Consider the following 25,636-nt stretch of genomic DNA (forward strand, 5'->3'; position numbering starts at 1 on the left):
TTGCGTGAAGCTTGTCTCGTGCCGCTACGCTGCGGTGGGCGTGAATTCGATCGCGCCTTGCGGCAGCAGATACAGCACCAGCGCCTGCCCATTCGCAACGGTCGGCCGATGCGCGCTGCCGGGACCGTACACGCACCAACCTGCCGGATGACCGTCGAAGGTAGCGCCTTCGGTGAGCGGCATGATCAGATCGATTTCGCCGTTCGGATGCACGTGATGCGGACCGGCAATATCCTTCATATCGACCACGTCGACGGAAAAGCCGTGGGTCTCCGGCAAGGCCTTGAAGATCCGGCCATAACGAATGCCGCCGCCTTCGCGATTGCACAGCCAGCCTTCGACCACGCCGGTGCGGCAGGCATCCGCCAGTTCGCGGAAGGTGGCGCCGTTTGCGGGATAGGTGTCGTTGAGCCACGTGGTCAGCGTGCCGTCGAGCGGGCGGCCGGCGAGTTGCTCTGTCACGCCCGCAATCAGGCGTTGAAAGTCATGTGGGGACATGCAAGCCTCCAGATCAGCACGCGCACGCACCTTAATTCATGCGTGCCGTTGCGCCGTCTCCGTGACGCCGCCGAAAAACCTCGACAGCGTTTGTTATTGGATCAATATTTGGCGAAAATTAACTGTTCACCAATGCCATGTCAAGCACTATAGTACATGTAATGTATTCAATAGGCAGTTAAACATGAACCAAAATTACTCTTCCACGTCGCTGGACGATCCTGCCGATGAGGACGCGAGCCGCGCTGCCGGGGCCAGCCGCGGTGCCGACAGTGGGGCTGAGCGTGGGGCGGAGCGCGATCCTTTTCTAACCGCGATGGGTGATCGCGTGCGTTTGCTGCGCGCGCGCCGCGGCATGACACGCAAGACGCTGGCGACTGAAACCGGCTTGTCGGAGCGTCATCTGGCGAATCTGGAATCGGGCGTGGGCAACGCATCGGTGCTGGTGTTGCGGCAAATCGCGGCGACGCTGAACTGCCCGCTGGCCGAAGTGATCGGCGACGAAACTACTGCTTCCGCCGAATGGCTGCTGATCCGCGAACTGCTGCAAGGGCGCGATCAGGCGGCGCTGCAGCGCGCCCGCGTGGCGCTTGCCGAGATGTTCGCGCAGGCGCCGCGCGATCCGCATCGCAAGGATCGGATCGCGCTGATCGGCCTGCGCGGGGCCGGCAAGTCGACCTTCGGCCGGATGCTGGCGCAGGAGCGCAAGGTGCCGTTCGTCGAGCTGACCCGCGTGATCGAGCAGCTGGCCGGTTGTCCGCCGTCGGAGATTCATTCGCTTTACGGTGCAAGCGCTTACCGGCGTTATGAACACCGCGCGCTGGAGGCGGTGATTCGCGAGCACGAGCGCGCCGTGATCGCGTCGCCGGGGGGGCTGGTGTCGGAGTCGGGCACCTTCAACGCGCTGCTGTCGCACTGCTTTACCGTATGGCTGCAGGCCACGCCGGAAGAGCATATGCGCCGCGTCGTCGCGCAAGGCGACCTGCGGCCGATGTCCGGCAACAAGGAGGCGATGGATGACCTGAAGCGCATCCTGGCGGGGCGTAGCGAACTATACGGCCGCGCCGATATGACCTTCGACACCAGCGAAAAAACCTTGGCCGACGCCTATTTGCAGCTGCGCGACCGGCTGGCTGCAAGGCTCGCGGCAGAATCGCCGGACGAAGTACGGGTGAGTTGAAATGCAGTGCGAGCTAGGGTTTACTAGCAAACATGCACTAAAGTGCTTTACTCGGGGATGACGATGCACTATTGTTCAAAAAACAAGTTTTGCATCGTCCAGTCAGGAGACGCCCCATGCCCACAGCAGAAACCGCAATCGCGCCGGTCGACTACCGCACCGATCCCTCTCAGTACAAGCACTGGAAGCTGAGTTTCAACGGTCCTGTCGCAACCCTTGGCATCGACATCGCCGAGGACGGCGGGATCCGGGACGGCTACAAGCTGAAGCTGAATTCATACGACCTTGGCGTCGACATCGAACTGCACGACGCGATACAACGCATCCGCTTCGAGCATCCTGAAGTCAAAACGGTGGTGCTGACGAGCTTGAAGGATCGCGTGTTCTGCTCGGGCGCGAACATCTTCATGCTGGGTTTGTCCACGCACGCCTGGAAGGTCAACTTCTGCAAATTCACCAACGAAACGCGCAACGGTCTCGAAGATTCATCGCGTCATTCAGGTCTGAAGTTTCTCGCCGCCGTGAACGGTGCATGCGCCGGTGGCGGATACGAACTCGCGCTCGCTTGCGACGAGATCTATCTCGTGGATGACCGCTCGTCGTCGGTTTCGCTGCCGGAAGTGCCGTTGCTGGGCGTGCTGCCGGGTACAGGCGGTCTGACGCGTGTTACCGACAAACGCAAGGTGCGTCACGATCGTGCGGACATCTTCTGTACTGTAGTCGAAGGCATTCGCGGTGAGCGGGCGAAAGCATGGCGTCTCGTGGATGAAGTCGTGAAGCCGAATCAGTTCGATCAGACGATTCAGGCGCGCGCGCTCGAACTCGCCGAACAAAGCGATCGCCCGTCGGATGCACAAGGCGTGGTGCTCACGCGTATCGAACGCACCAACCGCGAAGACGGCCTGACTTATAAAACGCTCGACGTCACGATCGATCGGGCGAAGCGCATTGCTACTTTCACGGCGAAAGCGCCGCAAGCCGGACAACCTGCCGAGATCGACGCGATCGTCGCCGCCGGCACGAGCTGGTGGCCATTGCAGTTCGCCCGCGAACTCGACGATGCGATCCTCTCGATGCGCACTAACGAGCTTGAGGTCGGCACCTGGGTCTTCAAGACCGAAGGCGATGCCCGTAATCTGCTCGCCACCGACGCTACGCTGATGCAGCACAAGGACCACTGGTTCGTGCGCGAAACCATCGGCCTCTTGCGCCGCACGCTGGCACGTATCGACGTATCGTCGCGTTCGCTGTTCGCGCTGATCGAGCCGGGTTCGTGCTTTGCAGGCACCTTCGCGGAACTCGCGTTTGCCTGCGACCGCAGCTATATGGCGGCACTACCGAGCAACGAAGACGAAGAACCGGCGATCACGCTGTCGGAAGTCAACTTCGGTCTCTATCCGATGGTCACGCATCAATCACGTCTTGCTCGTCGCTTCTATGAAGAAGCCGAGCCGCTCGACGCGGTGCGCTCGAAGATCGGCCAGGCGATCAAGGCTGTTGAAGCCGAGCGCCTCGGTCTCGTGACCGCGTCGCCCGACGATATCGATTGGGCCGACGAAATCCGTATCGCGCTCGAAGAGCGCGCGGCGATGTCGCCGGATGCATTGACCGGACTGGAAGCGAATCTGCGCTTCAACGGCCCGGAAACGATGGAGACGCGTATTTTCGGGCGTCTCACCGCATGGCAGAACTGGATCTTTAACCGGCCGAACGCAGTGGGTGAGAAGGGCGCGCTCAAGGTGTACGGCAAAGGCAGCAAGGCGCAATTCGACGTCTCGCGCGTTTGATTCTTTCGACGCGACGCGACGCGACGTAACCGCAACCGACGCCACCTGCCTGATACGCGCCTCTCATCCGCAAGCTCTGTATTCCGACCAAGGAACCGACCATGTCTACGATCAACTACAGCGAAAAGATTCCGAACAACGTCAATCTCGCCGACGACCGTGCACTGCAACGCGCGCTGGAGCAATGGCAGCCGAATTTTCTGTCATGGTGGGGCGATATGGGCCCTGAAGGCTCGCATGGCTATGACGTGTATCTGCGCACGGCGGTGAGTGTCGACGCGGGCGGTTGGGCGCATTTCGATCACGTGAAGATGCCGGACTATCGCTGGGGCATTTTCCTCACGCCCGGCGAACAGGACCGCAAGATTCATTTCGGCGAGCACAAGGGTGAGGCTGCGTGGCAGGACGTGCCTGGCGAGCATCGTGCGAATCTGCGCCGAATTATCGTCACGCAAGGTGATACGGAGCCGGCTTCGGTCGAGCAGCAACGGCATCTGGGTTTGACCGCGCCGTCGATGTACGACCTGCGCAACCTGTTTCAGGTGAATGTGGAAGAAGGCCGCCACCTGTGGGCGATGGTGTACCTGCTGCACCGTTACTTCGGCCGCGATGGTCGCGAGGAAGCAGAAGCATTGCTCGGCCGCCGTTCTGGTGACGAAGATAATCCGCGCATTCTCGGCGCCTTCAACGAGAAAACGCCCGACTGGCTCGCGTTCTACATGTTCACGTACTTCACCGACCGCGACGGCAAGTTCCAGTTGTCGGCGCTCGCCGAGTCGGGTTTCGATCCGTTGGCGCGCACCACCAAGTTCATGCTGACCGAAGAAGCGCATCACATGTTCGTCGGCGAATCGGGTGTGTCGCGCGTGATCCAGCGCACGGCGCAAGTGATGAACGAACTGGGCACGGACGACGTCGCGAAGATTCGCGCGGCGGGTGTGATCGATCTGCCGACCATCCAGCGCTACTTGAACTTTCATTACTCGGTGACGATCGATCTGTTCGGCGCCGATCATTCGTCTAATGCGGCCACGTTCTATAGCTCGGGCCTGAAGGGCCGCTATGAAGAGAACAAGCGCGACGACGATCATCAATTGAACGGTCAAAGCTACAAGCTGCTCGACGTGCAGGACGGCAAACTGGTCGAGCGCGAAGTGCCGATGCTCAACGCGATGAATGAAGTGCTGCGCGACGACTACATTAAAGATTCGGTGGCGGGTGTCGGCCGCTGGAACAAGGTGCTCGAGAAGGCTGGCATCGATTTCCGCATGACAGTGCCGCATAAAGCGTTCAACCGGCAGATCGGCACGTTTGCAGGTACGCGTGTGTCGCCGGACGGCCGCGTGATCAGCGAAACCGAATGGGCCGCTAATGAAGCAAAGTGGCTCGCCTCGCCGGAAGATCGTGCGTATGTCGCCTCGCTGATGGGTCGCGTCGTCGAGCCGGGCAAGTTCGCGAACTGGATTGCGCCGCCGGCAATGGGCGTGAACCGTCAGCCGGTCGATTTCGAATACGTGCGCTTCAACTGAGCACGGCGATTGAAAACGTGCGGCGTCGTATTCGCACGAATATCTGGTGGAGGAAGTCATGAACGGCCCAGTATCGATCGAAGTTCTTAGGCAACATCTGATCGATCCGGAAATCTGCATTCGCTGCAATACCTGCGAAGAGACTTGCCCGGTCGATGCGATCACGCACGACGAGAACAATTATGTGGTCAAGGCGGATGTCTGCAACGGCTGCATGGCGTGCGTGCCACCGTGTCCGACTGGCTCGATCGATAACTGGCGCACTGTGCTGAAAGCCGATGCGTATTCCATTGGCGAGCAGTTCAAATGGGACGTGCTGCCCGAGCAGAACACGATGGCGGTGCCTGCTGCGGAAGATGAATCGGTCGCGGCCGGAGCCTCAGGCGATGCGCCAGCGGACGCAAGCGGTATTGAAGTCGATACCGTGCGTGGGTCGGTCGTGCCGCCGTGGTCCGCTGCGAAACCGTACGTGAATCTTTATACGCACAAGGCGCCGACTACCGCGACGGTGGTCGGCAACTACCGGCTCACGGACGGCTCGACCGATAGCGACATCCATCACATCGTGCTCGATTTCGGCTCGATGCCTTTCCCTGTGCTTGAGGGCCAGTCGATCGGCGTCCTGCCACCGGGCGCGACCGCAGATGGCCGCACGCATCACGCGCGGCAGTATTCGATTGCGAGTCCGCGCGATGGCGAGCGGCCCGGCTACAACAATGTTTCTCTCACCGTGAAGCGCGTGTCCCAGCAGCACGGCGACGCGCTCGATGGAGTCTGCTCGAATTATCTGTGCGATCTGAAGAAGGGCGACGTGGTCAGCGTAATAGGCCCGTTCGGCGGCACCTTCCTGATGCCGAACCATCCGAACTCGCATCTGCTGATGATTTGCACGGGCACAGGCTCGGCGCCGATGCGCGCGATGACCGAATATCGTAGGCGGCGTCGTCTGAAAGGGGCGACCGGCAAGCTGATGTTGTTCTTCGGCGCGCGCACGAAAGAAGAGCTGCCTTACTTTGGTCCTTTGACGAATCTGCCGAAGGATTTCATCGACACGAATCTGGCGTTTTCGCGCACGCCGGGACAGCCCAAACGCTACGTGCAGGACGCGATGCGTGAGCGTGCGGTCGATGTCGCACAGATGCTCAAGGACGACAACACGCATATCTATGTGTGCGGCTTGAAAGGGATGGAAGACGGCGTGCTGCAAGCGCTCAAGGAGATCGGCGAACAGCACCAGCTCGACTGGGAAGCGCTATGGATGAAGCTGAAGCGGGAAGGGCGGTTGCATCTGGAGACGTATTGATTGACTGATGTCTGGCCATGAATTGGCACGCATGCCTGCGGGCCTCATGGTCTTTACCAGATCGTTTTGACGTGTGGATACGCGCGAATTTTTTCGTCTTTTGTCACTAGCGGTACGGCAAACTTGCGAGCGGTCGCGACGATCATCCTGTCGGCTGGGTCTCTGTGGAACTCACCGGGAAGATCGACGGACTTCGTTGCGATTTCCACATCGACAGGTATAAAGCGCACAGCTTCGATTGCCGAGACGGTGGCGAGCCAACTGCTGACATCCATCGAGAGTAGGAGCCTCTCGCGCTCCACCAGCATGGCTATTTCCCATGCGGAAATGGCCGACACGACGATTTCCCCGCCGGCCATTTCGTGCGCGATGGCAGTCTTTGCTTTCTTGCTTAACGTCGGATCGCCGGTGACCCACCAGACCAAAGTATGGGTATCCAGAACGATCACTGCGTCGCCTCCCAGTCATCCTCTCCAACGGGAGCGGTGGGATTGTCGTAACGCACGACCGAGCCGCGTAGCACGTCTAGCGGACTGCGTTCTACACCGCGATAGGGCCGGACTTCAAGCGCTGGCTTGCCGTGGTCGGTGACAATCAAGCTTTCACCGGACGCCTCCACTTGCCGGAACAATTCGAGCGCCTTGGCCTTGAATTCAGACTTCGATACCAGATTGCCTTGCACAGTAGCTCCTATAGTCATTTGCCTATAGTCACTATTGTACTCCAAAATGACTAGATGGAAGTAGTCATTGAACGGCTGACCCTTTCCCTTGCGTCGGCGACACGGCACCACACGCACGAATCACCAACTGCACGACTTCCTCCGTTGTCACCTCAAACGCCTTCTGCGTCAGCGCGCGTTTGCCTTTAAGCGCGCGAATCTGCGCGTCGAAGTCGGCGTAATGCTGCGTGGTTGCCCAGATCATGTACATCAGCGTTTGCGCATCCACCGGCGCCAGCAGCCCGCGCGCAATCCAGTCGTCGATCACCTTCACCCGGCTATCCAGCCAAGGCTTCACGCGCCCGGTGAGAATGTCCTCCATATGCTCTGCGCCGTGAATGATCTCGCTCGCCCACACCTTCGAACCTAAAGGCCGGCGGCGCGATAACTCCATTTTCGCGCGTACGTATCCGCCAATCGCTTCGACCGGATCGTCACTGCATTCGAAGGTATCCGCCGCGCGATGCCAGTCTTCGAACAGGTCTTCCAGCACGCGCCGGTACAACGCGAGTTTTGTCGGGAAGTAGTAATGCAGGTTAGCTTTCGGTAAGCCTGCACGCTCAGCGATCATTGCCGTGCTGGTTCCATCGAGTCCTCGCTCGGCGAAAACCGCTTCGGCGCACGCCAGCAAATGCGCTTCATTCGACTCGCGAATGTGCGCCTTGCGCCGCCGCAAAGGCGCGCGAGTTTCGTCCAGTGTCTCGTCGTTTTCCGTGATGTCGGCAGCCACGTTGTCGTCTCTCATGTTGGCCTTCATCGGCATGTGTGCCGCGTCGCGCTTCATTCTAGTCGTTTGAGCGCGGATGGACACGCGCATTCGAGGCCGTCGAAAAATGCGTGCTGCAGTGCAATGGCACGCTTCTCGCTATGTTTGTCACCGTACGAAAGGTGTTGATTTGGCGGGCTTAATCGTCTACAACCTGTCCAACTGGACAGGATTGAGAGAGCGGGAGATGTCCCAGGGTTTGCCCTCTGTATAAGAGGCGATCAAAGGCATCGAGTGTGCACCGCCGCCGTGCGGCCGCGCCCCAAAACCCGCCGCCGATGCACCAGTTTCATGTCGGTTCACCGAAAGGAGCGAGACGAATGAACGCGGTATCCGAAGCGCTGAAGCACGCAGAACCCGCTACGTCGATCAAGGTCGACGGCAAGCGGCTGTGGGACAGCCTGATGACGATGGCGAAGATCGGCGCGACGCCCAAAGGCGGCGTTTGCCGATTGGCGCTGACCGACCTCGACAAACAGGGGCGTGACCTGATCGTCAGTTGGGCGAAAGAAGCGGGCTGCACGGTCAGTGTCGATCAGATGGGCAATGTGTTCATGCGCCGTGCCGGGCGCAACCCTGATGCGTTGCCGGTTATGACCGGTTCGCATGCGGACTCGCAGCCGACCGGCGGCCGCTTCGACGGTATCTACGGCGTGCTAGGCGGGCTCGAAGTGATCCGCAGTCTCAACGATCACGACATCGAGACCGAGCATCCGGTTGAAGTGGTGATCTGGACCAACGAGGAGGGCTCGCGCTTTGCGCCCGCCATGGTTGCCTCGGGGGTGTTCGCCGGCGTCTTCACACTGGACTACGGCCTCTCGCGCAAGGATGTGGACGGCAAGACCATCGGCGAGGAACTCAAACGTATCGGTTATGCGGGCGATCTGCCTTGCGGTGGACGTCCCCTGCATGCCGCGTTCGAATTGCACATCGAACAAGGGCCGATTCTCGAAGCCGAGCACAAAACCATTGGCGTGGTGACCGATGCGCAAGGTCAACGCTGGTACGAGATCACGCTGACGGGGCAGGAGGCGCATGCGGGTCCGACGCCGATGCCGCGCCGTCGCGATGCGTTGCTCGGGGCCGCGCGTGTGGTCGATCTGGTCAATCGCATCGGGCTGGATAACGCGCCGTTCGGCTGCGCGACGGTCGGCATGATGCAGGTCTATCCGAACTCGCGCAATGTGATTCCGGGCCGCGTGTTCTTCACCGTCGACTTCCGTCATCCGGACGACGCGGTACTCGCGAAGATGGATGCCGCGTTACGTGAGGGCGTGAAGAAAATCACCAGCACCATCGGTCTGGAAACCGAACTCGAGCAGATCTTTTACTACGCGCCGGTCGCTTTCGACGAAGCCTGCGTGAAGTCAGTGCGCGCCGCGGCCGAACGCTTCGGCTATCCGCATCGCAACATGGTGTCCGGTGCGGGACATGACGCGTGCTATCTGTCGCAAGTCGCGCCGACTTCGATGGTGTTCGTCCCGTGCGTCGACGGGATCAGTCACAACGAGATCGAGGACGCGACCTTCGAATGGATCGAAGCGGGCGCGAACGTCTTGTTGCACGCCATGCTCGGACGAGCGTGCGAGCCGGTTTCATAACGCTTTAGCGGTAGTTGTGGCGGGTTTTAGCTATTCCCTAGCCTCACCGTAGTGCCTATAAAACATGCCGCCCCGGCTCCGCTTCAGCGCAGCCGACGGGACCGGCTACGTCCTCACATCGAAGAAGGAACGTGTATGGCCATCAAGCAAACCGGCGATATTGCGCCTCAGCGCCTATCGGCCGATCAACTCTCGTGCGAGTTCTCCGATATCGCACCGTTGCTCGACGCGAGCGCCGCGGCCGCAGCAGCGAGCCGCTGTCACTACTGTTACGACGCGCCGTGTGTGAACGCGTGTCCGACACAGATCGACATTCCCAGTTTCATTCGCAAGATCAGCAACGGCAATCTGAAGGGCGCGGCTGTCGACATTCTGTCAGCGAATCCGCTGGGCGGCATGTGCTCGCGCGTTTGCCCGACCGAGATTCTTTGCGAGGGTGCTTGCGTACGCAACCATCAGGATGCGAAGCCGGTGGCGATCGGTGCGCTGCAACGTCATGCGACTGATTGGGCGATGGCGCGCGGTGAAGTGCTGTTCAAGCGCGCGGCTGAAACGGGTCGGCATGTTGCAGTGGTCGGTGCGGGACCGGCCGGACTTGCCTGTGCGCATCGGCTTGCATTGGCCGGCCATAACGTGACGATCTATGACGCCCACGAGAAAGCGGGTGGCCTGAACGAATACGGCATCGCTGCCTATAAAACCGTCGATGATTTTGCGCAGCGTGAAGTGGCGTGGTTGTGCTCGATCGGCGGCATTGAGATCGAAAACGGTGTCGCGCTTGGACGTGACGTGGAGCTCGACGCGCTGCGCAAGCAGCACGATGCGGTCTTCCTCGCGATCGGTCTCACAGGCGTGCGCGCATTGGCGATGGAAGGCGAGGACCTGAGCGGCGTGATGAACGCAGTGGATTTCATCGAACAGGTGCGCACGGCGAGCGACTTCGGAACGGTGCCGGTGGGCCGGCGAGTTGTCGTGATCGGTGGCGGCAATACGGCAGTGGATGCCGCCGTGCAAAGCCACAAGCTCGGCGCGACCTCGGTGACGATGGTGTATCGGCGCGGCGTCGAGTCGATGAGCGCGACGTGGGCCGAGCGTGATTTCGCGCAGACCAACGGCGTCACGCTCGTCACGCATGCAAAGCCGGTGCGTTTGATCGGAGAAGGCGGCGTGGTGACGGGCGTCGAATTCGAGCGCACGTCAGGCGATGGCAGTCAGGAGCGCTTCGTGGTCGAAGCCGACATGGTGCTCAAGGCAATCGGACAGACGTTGGTGCCGGTCGGCATCGAGCGCGAACTGTTGACGCTGGACGGCAGCCGCATCGCGGTCGATGCAAACGGACAAACCTCGCTGCCAGGCGTATGGGCGGGTGGCGATTGTGCAGCGACTGGCGGGATCGATCTGACAGTCCAAGCGGTGCAGGACGGCAAGATTGCCGCCGCCGCGATCGACGCCCAGTTCGCCCGCACGGCAGTCAAAGCCGCGTAAGACAGGACAGAGCCACTTAAGCCGCGTATCACACCAAGATAAAACAAGCAGTCCCCAAGGAGCCGAACATGGCCGATCTGCGCTGTACGATTGCCGGAATTACGTCGCCGAATCCTTTCTGGCTCGCTTCCGCGCCGCCGACCGACAAAGCCTATAACGTGAACCGCGCGTTCGAAGCGGGCTGGGGCGGGGTCGTGTGGAAGACGCTGGGCCTCGACCCGCATGTAGTGAACGTCAGCTCGCGCTACGGTGCAGTGCAATGGAACGGCCAGCGCATCGCGGGCCTGAACAACATCGAACTGATCACGGACCGTCCGCTCGACGTCAACCTCAAGGAAATCGCCCAGGTCAAACGCGATTGGCCGGACCGCGCGATGATCGTCTCGCTGATGGTGCCGTGCAACGAGCGTGACTGGAAGTGGATTTTGCCGCTCGTCGAAGACACCGGCGCCGACGCGGTGGAATTGAATTTCGGCTGTCCGCACGGCATGAGCGAGCGCGGCATGGGTGCTGCGGTCGGTCAGGTGCCCGAGTACATCGAGATGGTCACGCGCTGGGTTAAGGAAGGCTCGAAGCTGCCTTGCCTCGTCAAGCTCACGCCGAATATCAGCGACATCCGCCTCGGTTCGCGTGCGGCCTATAAAGGCGGCGCGGACGGCGTGTCGCTGATCAACACGATCAACTCGATCGTCGCGGTGGATCTCGACGCGATGTCGCCGCTGCCGATGGTCGACGGCAAAGGCACACATGGTGGCTATTGCGGTCCGGCGGTGAAGCCGATCGCGCTGAACATGGTGGCTGAAATTGCGCGCGACGTCGAAACGCCGAAACTGCCGATCTCCGGCATCGGCGGCATTTCATCGTGGCGCGATGCGGCCGAATTCATGGTGCTCGGAGCAGGCAGCGTGCAGGTCTGCACGGCGGCAATGCACTATGGATTCCGCATCGTCTCCGATCTCGCGGATGGTCTCTCGAACTGGATGGACGAAAAAGGCTACGCCACGCTCGACGATATTCGCGGCCGCGCCGTACCTAACGTCACCGACTGGAAGTACCTGAACCTCAAATACGACATCAAGGCGCGCATCGATCAGGACAAGTGCATTCAGTGCGGCCTCTGCCATATTGCCTGCGAAGACACTGCGCACCAGGCGATCATGAAAGAAAAAGATGGCGTCCGGCATTTTGAAGTGATGGACTCCGAATGTGTCGGCTGCAATCTGTGCATGCATGTGTGCCCGGTCGAGCAGTGCATCACGATGGAGCGCGTGGACAGCGGCGAGTACGCGAACTGGACTACGCATCCGAATAACCCTGCGCGGGTGAATGCCGGTGAAAGCGACAAGTCAGACGCGGCTGAAACCGCCGAGCATGCCCACGCAGCAAAAGCAGCCTGAAACGTGGGCGACCTGTAGGAAAAGAAACGAAGCGCTTGTACTGAACCTGTAATTTTCCCTTAGGGCCTGACGCGCCATCAGAAGCCGCGCGGGCCTCAACGATCAGTGGAGATCTTTCGATGAAGCAGACAGCGCAACCCGTCGATCCGCAGTTTGCGGCCGGCGCGCAGGGCAGCAGTCTTTACAACGATGACCTTGCGCCGACCGGCGTCGCACAGCGCACGTGGCGGTGGTATCACTTCGCCGCGTTGTGGGTGGGGATGGTGATGAACATCGCGTCATACATGCTCGCGGCCGGATTGACGGAGGAGGGCATGTCGCCGTGGCAGGCGGTGGCAACCGTGTTGCTCGGCAATCTGATCGTGCTGGTGCCGATGCTGTTGATCGGGCATGCGGGCGCGAAACACGGCATTCCGTACGCGGTGCTCGTGCGTTCTTCCTTCGGCACGCAGGGTGCGAAATTGCCGGCGATGCTGCGGGCGATCGTCGCGTGTGGCTGGTACGGCATTCAGACATGGCTTGGCGGCAGCGCGATCTACACGCTGCTGAACATTCTGACCGGCAACGCGCTGCACGGCGCGGCCTTGCCGTTCCTCGACATCTCGCTCACGCAGCTCGCGTGTTTCCTCGTGTTCTGGGCGCTGCAGATATATTTTATTGTGCACGGCACTGACTCGATTCGCTGGCTCGAAAGCTGGTCCGCGCCGATCAAGATCGTGATGTGTATTGCGCTGGTGTGGTGGGCCACCTCGAAGGCGGGCGGTCTCGGCTCGATGTTGTCGGCGCCGTCGCAATTCGTGCCGGGCGGCAAGAAAGAAGGAATGTTCTGGGCGACTTTCTGGCCCGGCCTCACGGCAATGGTGGGCTTCTGGGCGACGCTCGCGCTGAACATTCCCGACTTCACGCGCTTTGCCAAAACGCAGCGCGACCAGATCATCGGCCAGTCGATTGGTTTGCCGGTGCCGATGGCCTTGCTCTCGGTGATCTCCGTGGTGGTGACATCGGCGACCGTGGTGATCTACGGCAAGGCGATCTGGGACCCGATCGATCTGACGAGCCGCATGACGGGCATAGGCGTCGGCCTTGCACTGATCATCCTGACGCTGGATACGATGTGCTGCAATCTGGCGGCGAATCTCGTCGGCCCGGCTTATGACTTTTCGAGCCTGTGGCCGAAGGGTATTTCGTATCGCGTCGGTGGCATGATTACCGCGACCATTGCCATCGTGATGATGCCGTGGAAGATTCTCGCCACCACGCAGGGTTATATCTTTACTTGGTTGGTCGGTTACTCGGCTTTGCTCGGTCCGGTGGCGGGAATTCTGATGGTCGACTACTTCCTGATTCGCGGCACACGACTGGACACGCGCGAACTGTTCGACGAGCATGGCGAGTACAGCTACACGGGCGGCTGGAATATCGGCGCGGTGGTGGCGCTCGTGGTCGGCGTGCTGCCGAATCTGCCGGGCTTCCTGCACACCGCGTTTCCGGCATCGTTTCCGAACGTGCCGGCGATTTTCAACACGCTCTATACGTATGCATGGTTTGTCGGACTCGCGTTGGCGTCGATCGTATACAGCGCGTGGATGAGGTTGAGCAAAGGACCGAGTGCGCGCGTGGCGAGTGCCTGAGAGTGTCCATAAGCCACGCACGAAGCAGATGAAGTACGTAGCACCGAAACCAGCAGTTCATAAGGAGGCGGCACCATGACGACCCTGATTCGCGGCGGCACGATTATCGACGCGGAGAACACGTATCGTGCGGACGTGTTGTGTGCGGACCCGCAGGACGGCGGCACGATCCTGCAGATCGGAGCGGACCTGGAGGCGCCGGCCGGCGCGACGATCGTCGATGCGGGCGGGCAGTATGTGATGCCCGGCGGCATCGATCCGCATACGCATATGGAGTTGCCGTTCATGGGCACCACGGCCAGCGACGATTTCTATACCGGTACGGCCGCGGGTCTATCCGGCGGCACGACCAGCATCATCGACTTCGTGATTCCGAGCCCGAAGCAATCGCTGATGGAAGCCTTCAAGGAATGGCGTGGCTGGGCTGAGAAAGCGTCGGCGGATTATGGCTTTCACGTTGCGGTGACGTGGTGGGACGATTCGGTTTACCGCGACATGGGTACGCTGGTGCACGAACACGGCGTGTCGAGTTTCAAGCACTTCATGGCCTATAAGAACGCGATCATGGCCGACGACGAAGTGCTGGTGAACAGCTTCTCACGCTCGCTCGAACTCGGCGCGCTGCCCACGGTGCATGCGGAAAACGGTGAACTGGTGTTTCAGTTACAGCGTCAATTGCTGGCAAAAGGCTTTACGGGTCCGGAGGCGCATCCGTTGTCACGGCCGCCTGAAGTAGAAGGAGAGGCCGCCAATCGGGCGATCCGCATTGCGCAAGTGTTAGGCGTGCCGGTGTATATCGTCCACGTGTCCGCGAAAGATGCGGTCGACGCGATCGCGCGCGCCCGCAGTGAAGGTCTTCGGGTATTCGGCGAAGTGTTGCCGGGCCATCTGGTGATCGACGAAGCGGTGTATCGCGATCCCGACTGGACCCGCGCGGCGGCGCACGTGATGAGCCCGCCGTTCCGTTCCGCGGAGCATCGCGAAGCATTGTGGCGGGGTTTGCAAGCGGGCCAATTGCACACCACCGCGACTGACCACTGCGTGTTTTGCGCGTCGCAGAAGGCCATGGGTCGTGAGGACTTTACGAAGATCCCGAACGGCTGCGGCGGCGTGGAAGATCGTATGGCGGTGCTCTGGCATCACGGCGTGAATTCGGGGCGTCTCACGCCGAACGAATTCGTGCGCATTACCTCGACTAACGCCGCGCAGATTTTCAACCTGTATCCGCGGAAAGGTGCGGTTCAGGTGGGGGCCGATGCAGACCTGGTCGTGTGGGATCCGCAGGCAAGCAAGACGATTTCGGTGAAGACGCATCACCAGAAGGTCGACTTCAACGTGTTCGAAGGCATGACGGTGCAGGGCGTGGCGATGCACACGCTCACGCGCGGCGCGCTGGCATGGACCGATGGCGAACTGCGGGCAGTGCGTGGCGCCGGGCGTTACCTGAAGCGCCCGCCGAATCCTGCTTACTTCGACGCGATCCGGGTGGCCAATAAGCGCAAGGAGCCGCATCCGGTGGAGCGGTAAGCCGTTTGCAATCTGACGGGCGGCCTCGCAATGCCGCCCGTACCGACCATTTTTCAACGCCGCGCGTTCGCCGCGGCGATACCCCTCCCGCGTTTTCCCCGATGGCGCCCGGCACGCATTCCGTGGTGCGATGCATGCCGCGCCTCCCATATCTGCTGTAGAGTCGAATTCGACGTTGTATGAGCCACCTTGGCTGTCCGCTTAGCACGCAAGCGCATATTGATCGGAAACCTGATCCTTTGTAAAAACGCAAACCGTTTGCTACAGTCCGCCCACTCTGCCGGGTCTGACCGCCGGCGGGATGCCGCACACAAAACCATGCAACTGACGTAGCAAACTTTACGGAGCCACCAGATGAAGTCGATTCGTTCCATTCTGCTGATCGCGCTGCTGCAAGCGGTGACCCTGAGCCCGGCATTCGCTGCTGACGAGCTCGCGCAGATCAAGTCCGCGGGCGTGTTCAAGATCGGCACCGAAGGCACCTACGCACCGTTCACGTACCACGATGAATCCGGCAAGCTGACCGGCTTCGACGTCGAGATCGGCACGGAGATCGCCAAGCGCCTGGGCGTCAAGCCGCAATTCGTCGAAGGGAAATGGGACGGCCTGATCGCCGGTCTCGATGTGAACCGCTACGACTCGGTGATCAACGAAGTCGCTGTCACCGACGCACGCAAAGCGAAATACGATTTCTCGGACCCGTACATCACTTCGCACGCGGCGCTGATCGTGCGTTCGGACAACACCACGATCAAGACGTTTGACGACCTGAAGGGCAAGAAATCGGCGAATACGCTGACCAGCAACTTCGGCAAGATCGCGGCTGCGCACGGTGCCGAGGTGATTCCCGTGCAGGGCTTCAACGAATCGGTCGACCTGCTGACCTCGGGGCGCGTCGATGCGACCGTCAACGATTCGCTGTCGTTCCTCGATTTCAAGAAGCACAAGCCGGATGCGAAGGTGAAGATTGCCGCGCTCGATACGTCGGCTGACAGCAGCGACAAATCCGCAGTGCTGATCCGCAAGGGCAGCCCGGAATTGCAGGCGGCCATCAACAAGGCGCTCGCCGACATCAAGAAAGACGGCACTTACGCGAAGATTTCGCAGAAGTACTTCGGTAAAGACGTCTCCCAATAAGCGTCATCTGCGAGTCTGAATCATGCCGGCATGGTTGCATCTGATGGCGCAGTCGCTGTGGCCCCTGCTGTATGCGGGGCTGGTCTTTACCGTGCCGCTCACGCTGGCATCGTTCGCGATCGGAATCGTGCTCGCGTTTATCGTCGCACTGGTCCGGCTATTCGGGCCGAAGTGGGCGATCGCGTGCGTGCGTTTCTACGTGTGGCTGTTTCGCGGCTCGCCGTTGCTTGTGCAACTGTTCGTGATTTTCTACGGACTGCCGAACGTGGGCATTGTGCTCGGTCCGTTGACGGCGGCGATCATCGGCTTTTCGCTGAATGTCGGCGCGTATAACTCGGAAGTGATACGCGGCGTGATCGAGTCGATCCCGAAGGGCCAGTGGGAAGCAGCGTACTCGATGGGTATGACACGCGAGCAGGCGCTGCGCCGCGCGATCTTGCCGCAGGCGGCGCGCGTCGCGCTACCGCCACTGTCGAACTCGTTCATCGCATTGGTGAAGGACACATCGCTTGCCGCGGTGTTGACGGTACCCGAGGTATTTCAGGCAGCGCAGCGAATCGCATCCGTGACCTATGAACCGCTGATTCTCTACACAGAGGCGGCGCTGGTTTATCTTGTGTTCAGTTCGGTATTGTCGTCGGCGCAAGTCCGGCTCGAACGCAAGTTCGGCCGTCACGCACTTTTCCATGCGGGCAACTGATGATTCGACTGGAAAAAATCGACAAGTACTTCGGCGAGAACCGGGTGTTGAACTCGGTGGATCTGCAACTCGCCTCGGGCAACGTCACCGCGCTGATTGGCCCATCTGGCAGTGGCAAGAGTACGCTGTTGCGCTGCGTGAACCTGTTGGAAATCCCGGAATCTGGATCACTTCAAGTCGGCGACCAACGCCTCGAATTCAGCCGCGACCACAAGCCCCCGCGCGAGGAGGTACTGACGATCCGCCGCCGCACCGGCATGGTATTCCAGAACTTCCAGTTGTTTCCGCACTTGACGGTCCGCCAGAACGTCATGGAAGGCTTGCTGACCGTACAGAAGTGGGACAAGGAAAAAGCGCGCGTACGAGCAGACGAATTGCTGGAGAAAGTCGGCATCGCGCAAAAAGCAGACGCATGGCCTTCGACGCTGTCCGGCGGCCAGCAGCAACGCGTAGCAATAGCGCGGGCGCTGGCACCATCGCCGGAAGTATTGTTGTGCGACGAACCGACTTCGGCACTGGACCCCGGACTAGCCGCGGAAGTAGTAGACGTACTGAAACAGCTCGCGACGGAAGGCATGACGATGTTAATGGCGACGCACGATTTGCGCCTAGCCGCGACAATCGCACGAGACGTAGTGTTTCTAAACAACGGCGTAGTGATCGAGGCGGGCCCATCACGGGACATTTTCATGAACCCGAGCCAACCGGAAACAGAGCGCTTCGTATCGACACTGACGCACAGCTTGCCGGACGCATGGACAGAGCGAGGTTGACCTGAGAGAGGGAAGGGCGGGAGCAAAGCCAGCGTATCGATCTCCGGCAACGCAGTACAAGAAAAGAGGGGCGCCAAAGCGCCCCTCAAGAAAAATATAGAACAGTGCCAAACCGAGCCCACTGGTTTTCTAGCAGACTCTTCCTACGAGCACGCAGTGCGAGTCGGGAAGTATGACTCCCTTGTCACAAGCGCTTGCAGGTGCACGAACTCAGATTCCAGATGCACCACTACCCTGAATAAACCACGGTGCCCACTTAGCATTAGCGGTTTGAGCCGCTTTCTTTTGCCTACTTTTCTTTGCGGCGGCAAAGAAAAGTAGGTGCCGCCCCGCACAGGGGCAACGCTAATAGACCACTAACAAATCAAGGAAAGGCACCAAAGCCAGACCAAGGAAAAGAAACTCAAACCGCCACACGCTCCGCGTCATCCCTAAGCGCGACTTCAAAAAACCGCTCCTGCGCACCGGAACTAGCGCGTTCATAAGCGCGATTAACCCCACTAATAACAGCCCGAATAGAAGCAGTCACCAGATTGGCATCAATCCCAACCCCAAACGCACTCCCAGCCACATCAGCGCCAGCCATTTCAGCAACAGCAACAGCCCGAGCATCGGCGCCCTGAGTCAAAGCACGCTCCTCATAGTGCTGAATCCGCACCGGCACCCCCATAGCATGCATCAATGCATCAAGCGGCCCATTCCCTTCACCACTCAACACGCGCCGCGAGCCATGAATATCGACAGTGAGCTTGATATGCTCCCGATCGCCGCGTTCGGACAGGCTATGCCCGATATAGCGAATCGGCTCAACACTATGCACGTACTCCTGCTGAAACAATTCCCAGATCTGCGAAGGCGTCACTTCCTGCCCGCTATCATCCGTATAGCGCTGAACGGCCGAACTGAAATCAACCTGCAAGCGCCGCGGCAACACAACCCCATAGCCCTGCTCGAGCAAATAAGCAATCCCACCCTTGCCAGACTGGCTATTCACGCGAATAACTGAATCATAGGTCCGCCCAAGATCGCTAGGATCGATCGGCATATAAGGCACTTCCCAGATCGCGTCCGGTTTCTGCACTGCAAAGCCCTTCTTGATCGCATCCTGGTGTGAGCCGGAGAACGCGGTGAACACGAGATCGCCGACATACGGATGGCGCGGATGCACCGGCAACTGCGTGCATTCCTCAGCAGTCCGCGCGACTTCATTGATATTCGAAAAATCGAGTTCAGGATCGACACCCTGCGTGTACAGATTCAACGCGAGCGTCACGAGATCGACATTGCCGGTACGTTCGCCATTGCCGAACAAACACCCCTCGACCCGATCCGCCCCCGCCATCACCGCCAGTTCAGCGGCAGCCACGGCCGTGCCGCGATCGTTGTGCGGATGCACTGAAACGATCAACGAATCGCGACGCGCAAGATTACGATGCATCCATTCGATCTGGTCCGCGTAGACGTTCGGCGTAGCCATTTCGACGGTAGCGGGCAGGTTGACGATCGCTTTGTGTTCCGGCGTCGGTTGCCAGATATCGAACACCGCGTCACATACTTCCTTGGCGAATTCGAGCTCGGTACCGCTGAACACTTCCGGGCTGTATTGCAGCGTGAAGTGCGTTTCCGGCGTGGCGTCGGCGAGACGCTTCATCGTACGCGCGGCGTTTTGCGCGAGTTCTTTCACGCCGCTCTTTTCGAGGCCGAACACGATGCGGCGGAATTCCGGCGCGGTGGCGTTGTACAGATGGACGATGGCGCGCGGCGCGCCACGCAAGGACTCGAAGGTGCGTTCGATCAGGTCGTCGCGGGCTTGCGTCAACACTTCGATGGTGACGTCGTCGGGGATGTGACCGCCTTCGATCAACTCACGCACGAAATTGAAGTCGGTCTGCGAGGCAGACGGAAATGCGACTTCGATTTCCTTGAAGCCGATCTGCACCAGCGTCTTGAACATGCGCATCTTGCGTTGCGCGTTCATCGGCTCGAACAGCGCCTGGTTGCCGTCACGCAGATCGGTACTCATCCAGATCGGCGCACGCGTGATGACCCGCGACGGCCACTGGCGGTCCGTCAAATTGATGGGCTTGAACGAGTGGTACTTGGTAGCAGGGTTCTTCAACATTTTCATCATCCTTGGGATCGAACAACCTGGGTTGTCGACCGGACGACGAAAAGACAAAGCATGGCCGCCGGTCGGAAACCGGGGCTGGGTCAGTTACTGGGGAATTGAGCGGTGCTTCGGGTGTATCAGATGGAAGCGCGCAGCAGCAGACCTAGCCCGGTAGAGCGGGCTAGTAGTAGCGATAGGATGGTCTGGGCGCGGTACATAGTGCGCAATAGGAACATATTATTGGGATCCCGTCAAGCGCCGGTGCGGCGAAGCGCGTACCGGCCGGAAGGGCTTATACCGGCCGGCGCGCGCTGAAACCCGGGCCGGTCATACGTGTCACCTGGGTTTCACGAAGCGCAAGGTCATGCGATCCGACTCGCCGATCGCGGCGTACTTCGCCCGGTCGACGTCGTGGCCCTCATACGTGGGCGGCAGCGACCACACACCGTGCGGATAGTTTTTCGTGTCGCGCGGATTGCTGTTCACCTCGCTTTGGCCCGCCAATTCGAAACCTGCCGCTCGGGCGTGTTCGATGACATAGGCTTCGGTGACATAGCCGCTGTCGATGGTCTGTTGCAGCGAAGTGCCCGGCGCCGCGCGATGTTCCTCGACGCCGAGGATGCCGCCCGGCTTGAGTGCCGCGTAAAAGGCGCGCAGATTGGCGTCGATCTGGCCGTCCTTGATCCAGTTGTGGATATTGCGGAAGGTCAGCACCTCGTCAACGCTGCCGTCGGCCGGAAAGCCGCTGAACTGACCTGCTCGCAGTGTGCCGACCACGACATTGCTATAGACAGCGGGAGTGGCCGCCAGCTTGCGCGCGAACGACGCCCGGCCAGCCTGCTCTTCTGCCAACGACGCGGCGTCCGGGCTGTCGTATTGCGCCTCGTACAGCTTGCCGTGGTCGTGCAGATAGGGCGCGAGTATCTCCGTGTACCAGCCGCCACCGGGCGCGATCTCCAGCACGGTTTGCGACGACGTCACGCCGAAGAACTGCAGCGTTTCCTTCGGATGGCGGTAGACATCGCGTGCACGGTTCCTGTCGCTACGCTGCGGCCCCGAAATGGCGGCATCGAGCGAGGCGGAATCAGCCGCCGAGAGAGAGGTCGATGCCGTTGGAGCGGCGCAGGCGGCTAGCAGCAGTGCCGCGCTCAGTGCCGCGAGCGCGGAACGCAGCGCGCGGGCTTGGGGAGTGGGGTGGGTGTTCATGGCAGCCATTATCGGGCGCGATCGTCCTGGAAAGAAAGCGCCAATCGGCATAACGATATGCGCTTGGGGTATTTGCTGTGATCCCGTGTCCCTCGTGGCTTTGGTGAGCGCACGGGGCATGCCGGGTCGGCACTTTTACGGTGGGCGGGCAGATTGTGCCGAATCCGAAAGAGGAGGTAGCGCGTATAAATGATGTGATCAGCGTCTGCCGCGCCTGTACTGGAATCGCGGACATGATCGCCTTTCATTTCACTTTGCACTTGCCGGAGGTCGGTATGAAGCGAACATCGAGGACGTCGAGGGTAGTGGGGGTTCTGCTGTATGCGCTCGCTTGCGGCGTCGCCGCGCAGGCTGGCGCACAGGGCCTGAGCGTGCAGGACGACATCAACGCGCCGCAAAACAGTACGCGCGTGATGCCGAGCGCGGCGCGCGGCAGCGAATATCCGACGCACGGCAACCAGCAGGCGGGCGAGTTGAATCTGAATCCGACCGATCCGCGCGCGCAACTGGTCAATGGATTGCCGAATAATACCCAGTCGGGCGGTTACGGGTCGCCGCTCGCCGGCGTGCGCACTTACGTGCAGCCGCAAATGCCGTCGAACTGACCGTTGGCGTGGGCGACAGTCGGTCGTGCTGCATCGCGCGCTGGCAGCAGCGCATCCCGGCACGGACTGTAAGGTTTCTGGTTTGGACCCGGATTCAGGCTTTGGCTCAGACTCAGCCTTTCAGGTGCGAGGCGCGACCATCGCACCGCCCGGCGATCGGATCTTCGGCCGTCAGTCCGCCTCAGATACCGAACACGATCCGCAAGGTATCGTTATGCACGATCACCGAGACGCCAATGACCAGTAGGATCAGCGGCAGCAACGCGGTGCCATAGCGCCGGATCGGCGCGCCCAGCAAAGGATGCTCCACCAGCCACACCGCTCCTGCGCACCAGAGGCCGATCATGACGACGAACACCAGCGAGATGAACATGCCCTCGCTATGCGAATGACTCGCGTACAGGGGCACGTAGACAGCGAGATTGTCCGAGCCGTTGGCGACCGCCACGCATCCCACTGTCCACCATGACGAACCTGCGCCGGCCATAGTCGGCGTGGCTGGTGAACGCGTGCCCGCCGTGGCCTGGGTCTCTTGCACCTGATCCGCGTGGCCGGGGCGAAAGCGCGCCCATGCTTTGTTCAGGCCCACGCCGATCGGCAAGATGCCGAGCAGACCGACGTAGCCGAAAGGTAGGCGTGTCAACAGTGCGGCGAGCAGAATCGACCCTACGATCAAGGTCAGCGAACCGGCAAACTGCCCGGCGATCACGCGCCGACGCTGGCCGCCCGTTTCCGCAAGGAAGGCGAGCAGCACGAAAAGGTTGTCGATGTTAGTCGCGGCGTAGGCGGCGACGGCGAGCAGGGCAACGCTGAACATGCGGAAAAGCCGGTCAATGCGCAGTGGGAAAACGGATCCTTACCCATGATGTGGGCACGGCTGAAGAGGCGGCGGCGCGCCGCAGCATAGCGGCCGGTCAACACGATGCCGATCCAGGGCGCCGCGGTCAAGCCGTCTCTTTGTCTTGTGCGATGTGCGGATCGGCAATTCCTCGCGCGGTGCCGTGTCACGGTCTCCGGCCTGCTCCCTGAGCGGTCCCCGTGAGCGGCGGCGGTGCCGATCCGCCAGCCCGTAAGCTACAATTGCCGACGGCTTGCAAAACGGAACATCAATGAAAGTTCGGATTCTCTCTATCGCCTGCGTCACGACTGCTGCAGCGCTGCTGGCGGCCTGCACGGCCGTCTACAAGAACTCGGATGCATGCGAGCAGTTGATGCGAAGCAAGCTGGCTGAAACGTCGTCGCCGGATACGCTGAGGATCGCTCATACGGGCACCGCTATCGACGGCTCGCGGGTGGTCGTCGAGGGATCGATCGAGCATGTGATGACGGCTTCGGAGGTTGCGGCCGCTTCGGCGGCGTCCGCGGCGAAATTGGCGAATGCGCCTCACCCGGCTTCGGGCGTGCGCGCGGCGTCCGGCGTGTCCGTGGCGCAGGGGGCTTCCTCGGCTTCGGCCGCGGCTGCTGCCTCACGCGTGACGGCTGCAGCGGCTTCGGATGCGACGGCCGCTTCAGCGAGCCTCGCTGCTTCGGCGAGTGACGCAGCTTCGCTCAAATCGGCCAAGCCGAAGAAGGTCAATACGGCAGCCGCCGCTGAGTGCACATTCCACGGCTCCGCGCTGAGCGTATTCAGCTGGTTGGCGCCGGCAAAGCTCGCCACGCCGGCCCCCACTGCTGCGAGCGAAGCCGCCGCTGAATAAAGCCTTGCTCGCAACGGGCGCGGGCAGCTTTCGCTAACGCCTGCTCAACCGCGAATCGCGAAACACAAAGCTCAAGCCGCCCCATCCGCGAGGCGGCTTTTGTTTTGGCGCATCAGTTTCAGCACGCTTTCGCCGAACGCCTGCGGCCGCCCTTCGAAGCAGCGCTGCACCGCCTGCGTGTCGATCAGACGTTGGCGCAGCGCCGTGCGCTCGTCGCGCTGGTCGATCATGCGCACGGCCGCAGCGATATACGTCTCGACGCTGTCCGAGGTGGTCCACGAGGGCATGCCCACGCGCTCGAATAGCGCCCCGTCGATCTGCTCGAACACTTCCGGCCCGCGTTTGCATACGCCTGGCAAGCCAAGCGTCAGTGCATCGACGATACCGTTGGTGTTGCCGAACGGAAACGGGCTCAGGAACAGATCGGCCTGGTTGACGCGCGCCAGATACGCGGCGTAGTCGTGAAAATCATGCACGACAGCGCCCGGCACCGCACGCACGATGGCGTCGCGCAGACGGTCGAACGGCAGACCCGACGGCACACCGGTCATGAAGTGAAACTCAACGGGCGTGGCCGCACGCGCGCCGATTTCGCGGCACGCGTCGAGAAAGCCGGGATTGAGTTTCATCGCGCTGGCGGTGATGACGATCTGCAGCGTCTCGCGCCGCGACGGAATCTGCGCGACGATGTCCGGCAACGCGACGGACGGGCGGTACGGTTGCCCGTCTTTCGGCAACTTCATCAGACGCTCGCTGAAGCAGGCCGGGTCGCCAACATAATCTTCCTCGACGCTGATGTAGTCGATCTTGTCTGAGTGCGTGGTAGCGGGATGGCCGAGCGCAGCGATCTGCAACGGCGCGATGCGCAGATTGGACATGAACACGGTTAGCACGAACATGCCGACGCTCGGCATGTACAACACGTCCGGTTGCTCGGCCTCGGCGAAATCGCGAATCTTTTTCAGGCACTCGCCGATGTAGTCGGGCTCTTCCAGTTCGATAAAACGGTCGAAAACGTCCCGCCCCACTTCGTCGAGCGCATAACCGAAGCCGAAGCCCACCACCTCGAAATGTTCGCGTGCGGCTTCGAGCGTACGCGAGTGCGTGCGGTAGATCGAATGGGCGCCGCTGAACCATTCCAGCACTACCACCATCAGCGGCTTCTTGCCGCGCCGCGATTTGCCTCTGGCAGGCTTGGGTTTCGCTGCGGGCAAGTCGGTCAGGCCGAGTTGTGCCAGCTTGCGGCGCACCAGCACGTTGATGTCCTGCTTGATCGCGTGCCGACGCGGCGTATCGGCATAGCTGCAGAACATATAGGCGTTGTGCAGCACGGCCGATGGCAGATCGTCGAGATCGTCGATGAGCTGCAGCTTGCCGGGCAGCCACTCCAGCAGCGCCTCGCGCTTGAGATGCGCGCTTGGCGAGCCATTGAAGACCGGCGCTAGCAAAGCGAGCGCGAGACAGGCCGCGATAGTTTTGTCGTGCGCCCAGAGTGCGGCGAAGTCGAGTTCCAGTTCGGACTCGGTCGAATAGAGCACGCACAGCTTCTCGATGAAGCTATCTCCCGGCAGAAACTGCGTGTCCGCCGCGCCGCGAGGATTGAGATGACGGACGACGTGGTCCGCATTGCCGAACGCCGTGGCCGAGAACAGCGTGCCGATCCATTCATGCAACGTGAAAAACAATCTGACGCACGCGGTGGGCGGCCGGAAATCCGGGTCGGCGAACAACGTAGACGCCGCACTTGTCAGACGTGTGCAGAAACGCTCGCGTTGCTCATTGGGAGACAGGTCGGTCATGCCCGATGCTCTGAAGCTCGCGTTCAACTCACCGCGCGTTTGCTGGAGGAGTGCGAGTGCCGCGATGAGCTGAAGTGAGGCTTGCGTATGCTGCCGCGTGTAGACGAGTTGCTCGAAATCGTCGAGCGAAAAGGTGACTTCCATCGTTTCACTGTTATTAGAGTATGCAGAGCTAACGATATCG

22 protein-coding genes are annotated in these 25,636 nt (G+C 60.8%); 14 read left to right on the forward strand and 8 right to left on the reverse strand.

Annotated elements, in window-relative coordinates:
• Nucleotides 1–24: 24 nt before the first annotated feature.
• Nucleotides 25–498: a DUF4863 family protein gene (locus M0D68_RS26325; RefSeq protein ID WP_266225830.1), complete on the reverse strand. Its 474-nt coding sequence runs from the start codon at nt 496–498 to the stop codon at nt 25–27.
• Between the two features lie 184 nt (nt 499–682).
• Here M0D68_RS26325 and M0D68_RS26330 point away from each other — a divergent pair, with 184 nt between their 5' ends.
• The 4 genes from M0D68_RS26330 (at nt 683) to boxA (ending at nt 6,297) form a co-directional block, all read left to right on the forward strand.
• On the forward strand, nt 683–1,678 hold the full coding sequence (locus tag M0D68_RS26330) for a helix-turn-helix transcriptional regulator (protein WP_266225857.1): 996 nt from the start codon (nt 683–685) through the stop codon (nt 1,676–1,678).
• Nucleotides 1,679–1,794: 116 nt separating this feature from the next.
• Nucleotides 1,795–3,465, forward strand: a complete 1,671-nt coding sequence (boxC, locus tag M0D68_RS26335; protein WP_266225832.1) for a 2,3-epoxybenzoyl-CoA dihydrolase — start codon at nt 1,795–1,797, stop codon at nt 3,463–3,465.
• Between the two features lie 101 nt (nt 3,466–3,566).
• Complete coding sequence (gene boxB, locus M0D68_RS26340; protein WP_093643119.1) at nt 3,567–4,994, forward strand: benzoyl-CoA 2,3-epoxidase subunit BoxB; 1,428 nt, start codon at nt 3,567–3,569, stop codon at nt 4,992–4,994.
• Nucleotides 4,995–5,052: 58 nt separating this feature from the next.
• The gene (boxA, locus tag M0D68_RS26345; RefSeq protein ID WP_266225834.1) at nt 5,053–6,297 is read left to right on the forward strand and encodes a benzoyl-CoA 2,3-epoxidase subunit BoxA; all 1,245 of its coding nucleotides are present in this window, start codon (nt 5,053–5,055) and stop codon (nt 6,295–6,297) included.
• Nucleotides 6,298–6,350: 53 nt separating this feature from the next.
• Here the strand turns inward: boxA and M0D68_RS26350 are convergent, their stop codons facing one another.
• Genes M0D68_RS26350 through M0D68_RS26360 form a run of 3 tightly spaced genes read right to left on the reverse strand, consistent with a single transcriptional unit; the run spans nt 6,351 to nt 7,802 of the window.
• Nucleotides 6,351–6,746, reverse strand: coding sequence for a type II toxin-antitoxin system VapC family toxin (locus M0D68_RS26350; RefSeq protein ID WP_093643113.1), 396 nt, complete (start codon nt 6,744–6,746; stop codon nt 6,351–6,353).
• Nucleotides 6,743–6,997 carry a type II toxin-antitoxin system Phd/YefM family antitoxin gene (locus tag M0D68_RS26355; protein WP_200622331.1) on the reverse strand — a complete coding sequence of 85 codons (255 nt, stop codon included), beginning with the start codon at nt 6,995–6,997 and terminating at the stop codon, nt 6,743–6,745. Before M0D68_RS26355 ends, M0D68_RS26350 begins: the two co-directional genes overlap by 4 nt.
• Before the next feature lie 46 nt (nt 6,998–7,043).
• Nucleotides 7,044–7,802 carry a TetR/AcrR family transcriptional regulator gene (locus tag M0D68_RS26360; protein WP_266225835.1) on the reverse strand — a complete coding sequence of 253 codons (759 nt, stop codon included), beginning with the start codon at nt 7,800–7,802 and terminating at the stop codon, nt 7,044–7,046.
• Nucleotides 7,803–8,104: 302 nt separating this feature from the next.
• Between M0D68_RS26360 and M0D68_RS26365 the strand changes: the two genes are divergently transcribed.
• From M0D68_RS26365 to M0D68_RS26400, 8 genes are all read left to right on the forward strand, one after another.
• The gene (locus tag M0D68_RS26365) at nt 8,105–9,385 is read left to right on the forward strand and encodes a Zn-dependent hydrolase (protein ID WP_093643107.1); all 1,281 of its coding nucleotides are present in this window, start codon (nt 8,105–8,107) and stop codon (nt 9,383–9,385) included.
• A gap of 135 nt (nt 9,386–9,520) precedes the next feature.
• Complete coding sequence (locus M0D68_RS26370; RefSeq protein ID WP_266225837.1) at nt 9,521–10,870, forward strand: NAD(P)-dependent oxidoreductase; 1,350 nt, start codon at nt 9,521–9,523, stop codon at nt 10,868–10,870.
• Nucleotides 10,871–10,938: 68 nt separating this feature from the next.
• On the forward strand, nt 10,939–12,267 hold the full coding sequence (preA, locus tag M0D68_RS26375) for an NAD-dependent dihydropyrimidine dehydrogenase subunit PreA (RefSeq protein ID WP_200651112.1): 1,329 nt from the start codon (nt 10,939–10,941) through the stop codon (nt 12,265–12,267).
• Nucleotides 12,268–12,386: 119 nt separating this feature from the next.
• Nucleotides 12,387–13,898 carry an NCS1 family nucleobase:cation symporter-1 gene (locus tag M0D68_RS26380; RefSeq protein ID WP_211702406.1) on the forward strand — a complete coding sequence of 504 codons (1,512 nt, stop codon included), beginning with the start codon at nt 12,387–12,389 and terminating at the stop codon, nt 13,896–13,898.
• Between the two features lie 75 nt (nt 13,899–13,973).
• On the forward strand, nt 13,974–15,425 hold the full coding sequence (gene hydA, locus M0D68_RS26385) for a dihydropyrimidinase (protein WP_200621958.1): 1,452 nt from the start codon (nt 13,974–13,976) through the stop codon (nt 15,423–15,425).
• 354 nt (nt 15,426–15,779) lie between these two features.
• The gene (locus tag M0D68_RS26390; RefSeq protein WP_054040529.1) at nt 15,780–16,562 is read left to right on the forward strand and encodes an amino acid ABC transporter substrate-binding protein; all 783 of its coding nucleotides are present in this window, start codon (nt 15,780–15,782) and stop codon (nt 16,560–16,562) included.
• Nucleotides 16,563–16,584: 22 nt separating this feature from the next.
• On the forward strand, nt 16,585–17,262 hold the full coding sequence (locus tag M0D68_RS26395) for an amino acid ABC transporter permease (protein ID WP_266225838.1): 678 nt from the start codon (nt 16,585–16,587) through the stop codon (nt 17,260–17,262).
• Nucleotides 17,262–18,035 (forward strand): amino acid ABC transporter ATP-binding protein, encoded by a 774-nt coding sequence (locus M0D68_RS26400; protein WP_093643088.1) that lies wholly within the window; start codon nt 17,262–17,264, stop codon nt 18,033–18,035. The genes M0D68_RS26395 and M0D68_RS26400 overlap by 1 nt, the downstream gene beginning before the upstream one ends.
• Before the next feature lie 403 nt (nt 18,036–18,438).
• Here M0D68_RS26400 and leuA read toward each other — a convergent pair whose 3' ends face one another.
• Together leuA and M0D68_RS26410 are read right to left on the reverse strand one after the other, a co-directional pair.
• A complete protein-coding gene (leuA, locus tag M0D68_RS26405; RefSeq protein WP_266225840.1) occupies nt 18,439–20,157 on the reverse strand; it encodes a 2-isopropylmalate synthase in 1,719 nt (572 codons plus the stop codon).
• Between the two features lie 324 nt (nt 20,158–20,481).
• Nucleotides 20,482–21,360, reverse strand: a complete 879-nt coding sequence (locus tag M0D68_RS26410; protein WP_093643082.1) for a class I SAM-dependent methyltransferase — start codon at nt 21,358–21,360, stop codon at nt 20,482–20,484.
• A 266-nt stretch (nt 21,361–21,626) separates the two neighbouring features.
• Between M0D68_RS26410 and M0D68_RS26415 the strand changes: the two genes are divergently transcribed.
• Nucleotides 21,627–21,956 carry a hypothetical protein gene (locus tag M0D68_RS26415; protein ID WP_093643360.1) on the forward strand — a complete coding sequence of 110 codons (330 nt, stop codon included), beginning with the start codon at nt 21,627–21,629 and terminating at the stop codon, nt 21,954–21,956.
• A 181-nt stretch (nt 21,957–22,137) separates the two neighbouring features.
• Here M0D68_RS26415 and M0D68_RS26420 read toward each other — a convergent pair whose 3' ends face one another.
• Nucleotides 22,138–22,773: a cadmium resistance transporter gene (locus M0D68_RS26420; RefSeq protein WP_266225841.1), complete on the reverse strand. Its 636-nt coding sequence runs from the start codon at nt 22,771–22,773 to the stop codon at nt 22,138–22,140.
• Nucleotides 22,774–23,065: 292 nt separating this feature from the next.
• Here M0D68_RS26420 and M0D68_RS26425 point away from each other — a divergent pair, with 292 nt between their 5' ends.
• Nucleotides 23,066–23,653, forward strand: a complete 588-nt coding sequence (locus M0D68_RS26425; RefSeq protein ID WP_093643076.1) for a hypothetical protein — start codon at nt 23,066–23,068, stop codon at nt 23,651–23,653.
• 71 nt (nt 23,654–23,724) lie between these two features.
• Here the strand turns inward: M0D68_RS26425 and M0D68_RS26430 are convergent, their stop codons facing one another.
• Nucleotides 23,725–25,596 carry a glycosyl transferase family 1 gene (locus M0D68_RS26430; RefSeq protein WP_200651117.1) on the reverse strand — a complete coding sequence of 624 codons (1,872 nt, stop codon included), beginning with the start codon at nt 25,594–25,596 and terminating at the stop codon, nt 23,725–23,727.
• Nucleotides 25,597–25,636 lie beyond the last annotated feature (40 nt).

The sequence above is a fragment of the Paraburkholderia sp. SEWSISQ10-3 4 genome (assembly GCF_030464785.1).
In the GTDB taxonomy this organism is placed as follows: Bacteria; Pseudomonadota; Gammaproteobacteria; order Burkholderiales; family Burkholderiaceae; genus Paraburkholderia; species Paraburkholderia aspalathi.

What these genes read in the sequence shown, in the direction of transcription:
- hydA (WP_200621958.1), top strand. Translation starts at nt 13,974, where the DNA reads ATGACGACCCTGATTCGCGGCGGCACGATTATCGACGCGGAGAACACG.
- M0D68_RS26410 (WP_093643082.1), bottom strand. Translation starts at nt 21,360, where the DNA reads ATGGCTGCCATGAACACCCACCCCACTCCCCAAGCCCGCGCGCTGCGT.
- leuA (WP_266225840.1), bottom strand. Translation starts at nt 20,157, where the DNA reads ATGTTGAAGAACCCTGCTACCAAGTACCACTCGTTCAAGCCCATCAAT.
- M0D68_RS26415 (WP_093643360.1), top strand. Translation starts at nt 21,627, where the DNA reads ATGAAGCGAACATCGAGGACGTCGAGGGTAGTGGGGGTTCTGCTGTAT.
- M0D68_RS26425 (WP_093643076.1), top strand. Translation starts at nt 23,066, where the DNA reads ATGAAAGTTCGGATTCTCTCTATCGCCTGCGTCACGACTGCTGCAGCG.
- preA (WP_200651112.1), top strand. Translation starts at nt 10,939, where the DNA reads ATGGCCGATCTGCGCTGTACGATTGCCGGAATTACGTCGCCGAATCCT.
- M0D68_RS26370 (WP_266225837.1), top strand. Translation starts at nt 9,521, where the DNA reads ATGGCCATCAAGCAAACCGGCGATATTGCGCCTCAGCGCCTATCGGCC.
- M0D68_RS26430 (WP_200651117.1), bottom strand. Translation starts at nt 25,596, where the DNA reads ATGGAAGTCACCTTTTCGCTCGACGATTTCGAGCAACTCGTCTACACG.
- M0D68_RS26390 (WP_054040529.1), top strand. Translation starts at nt 15,780, where the DNA reads ATGAAGTCGATTCGTTCCATTCTGCTGATCGCGCTGCTGCAAGCGGTG.
- M0D68_RS26325 (WP_266225830.1), bottom strand. Translation starts at nt 498, where the DNA reads ATGTCCCCACATGACTTTCAACGCCTGATTGCGGGCGTGACAGAGCAA.
- M0D68_RS26330 (WP_266225857.1), top strand. Translation starts at nt 683, where the DNA reads ATGAACCAAAATTACTCTTCCACGTCGCTGGACGATCCTGCCGATGAG.
- M0D68_RS26365 (WP_093643107.1), top strand. Translation starts at nt 8,105, where the DNA reads ATGAACGCGGTATCCGAAGCGCTGAAGCACGCAGAACCCGCTACGTCG.
- M0D68_RS26395 (WP_266225838.1), top strand. Translation starts at nt 16,585, where the DNA reads ATGCCGGCATGGTTGCATCTGATGGCGCAGTCGCTGTGGCCCCTGCTG.
- boxA (WP_266225834.1), top strand. Translation starts at nt 5,053, where the DNA reads ATGAACGGCCCAGTATCGATCGAAGTTCTTAGGCAACATCTGATCGAT.
- M0D68_RS26360 (WP_266225835.1), bottom strand. Translation starts at nt 7,802, where the DNA reads ATGAAGCGCGACGCGGCACACATGCCGATGAAGGCCAACATGAGAGAC.
- M0D68_RS26380 (WP_211702406.1), top strand. Translation starts at nt 12,387, where the DNA reads ATGAAGCAGACAGCGCAACCCGTCGATCCGCAGTTTGCGGCCGGCGCG.
- boxC (WP_266225832.1), top strand. Translation starts at nt 1,795, where the DNA reads ATGCCCACAGCAGAAACCGCAATCGCGCCGGTCGACTACCGCACCGAT.
- M0D68_RS26420 (WP_266225841.1), bottom strand. Translation starts at nt 22,773, where the DNA reads ATGTTCAGCGTTGCCCTGCTCGCCGTCGCCGCCTACGCCGCGACTAAC.
- M0D68_RS26355 (WP_200622331.1), bottom strand. Translation starts at nt 6,997, where the DNA reads ATGACTATAGGAGCTACTGTGCAAGGCAATCTGGTATCGAAGTCTGAA.
- boxB (WP_093643119.1), top strand. Translation starts at nt 3,567, where the DNA reads ATGTCTACGATCAACTACAGCGAAAAGATTCCGAACAACGTCAATCTC.
- M0D68_RS26400 (WP_093643088.1), top strand. Translation starts at nt 17,262, where the DNA reads ATGATTCGACTGGAAAAAATCGACAAGTACTTCGGCGAGAACCGGGTG.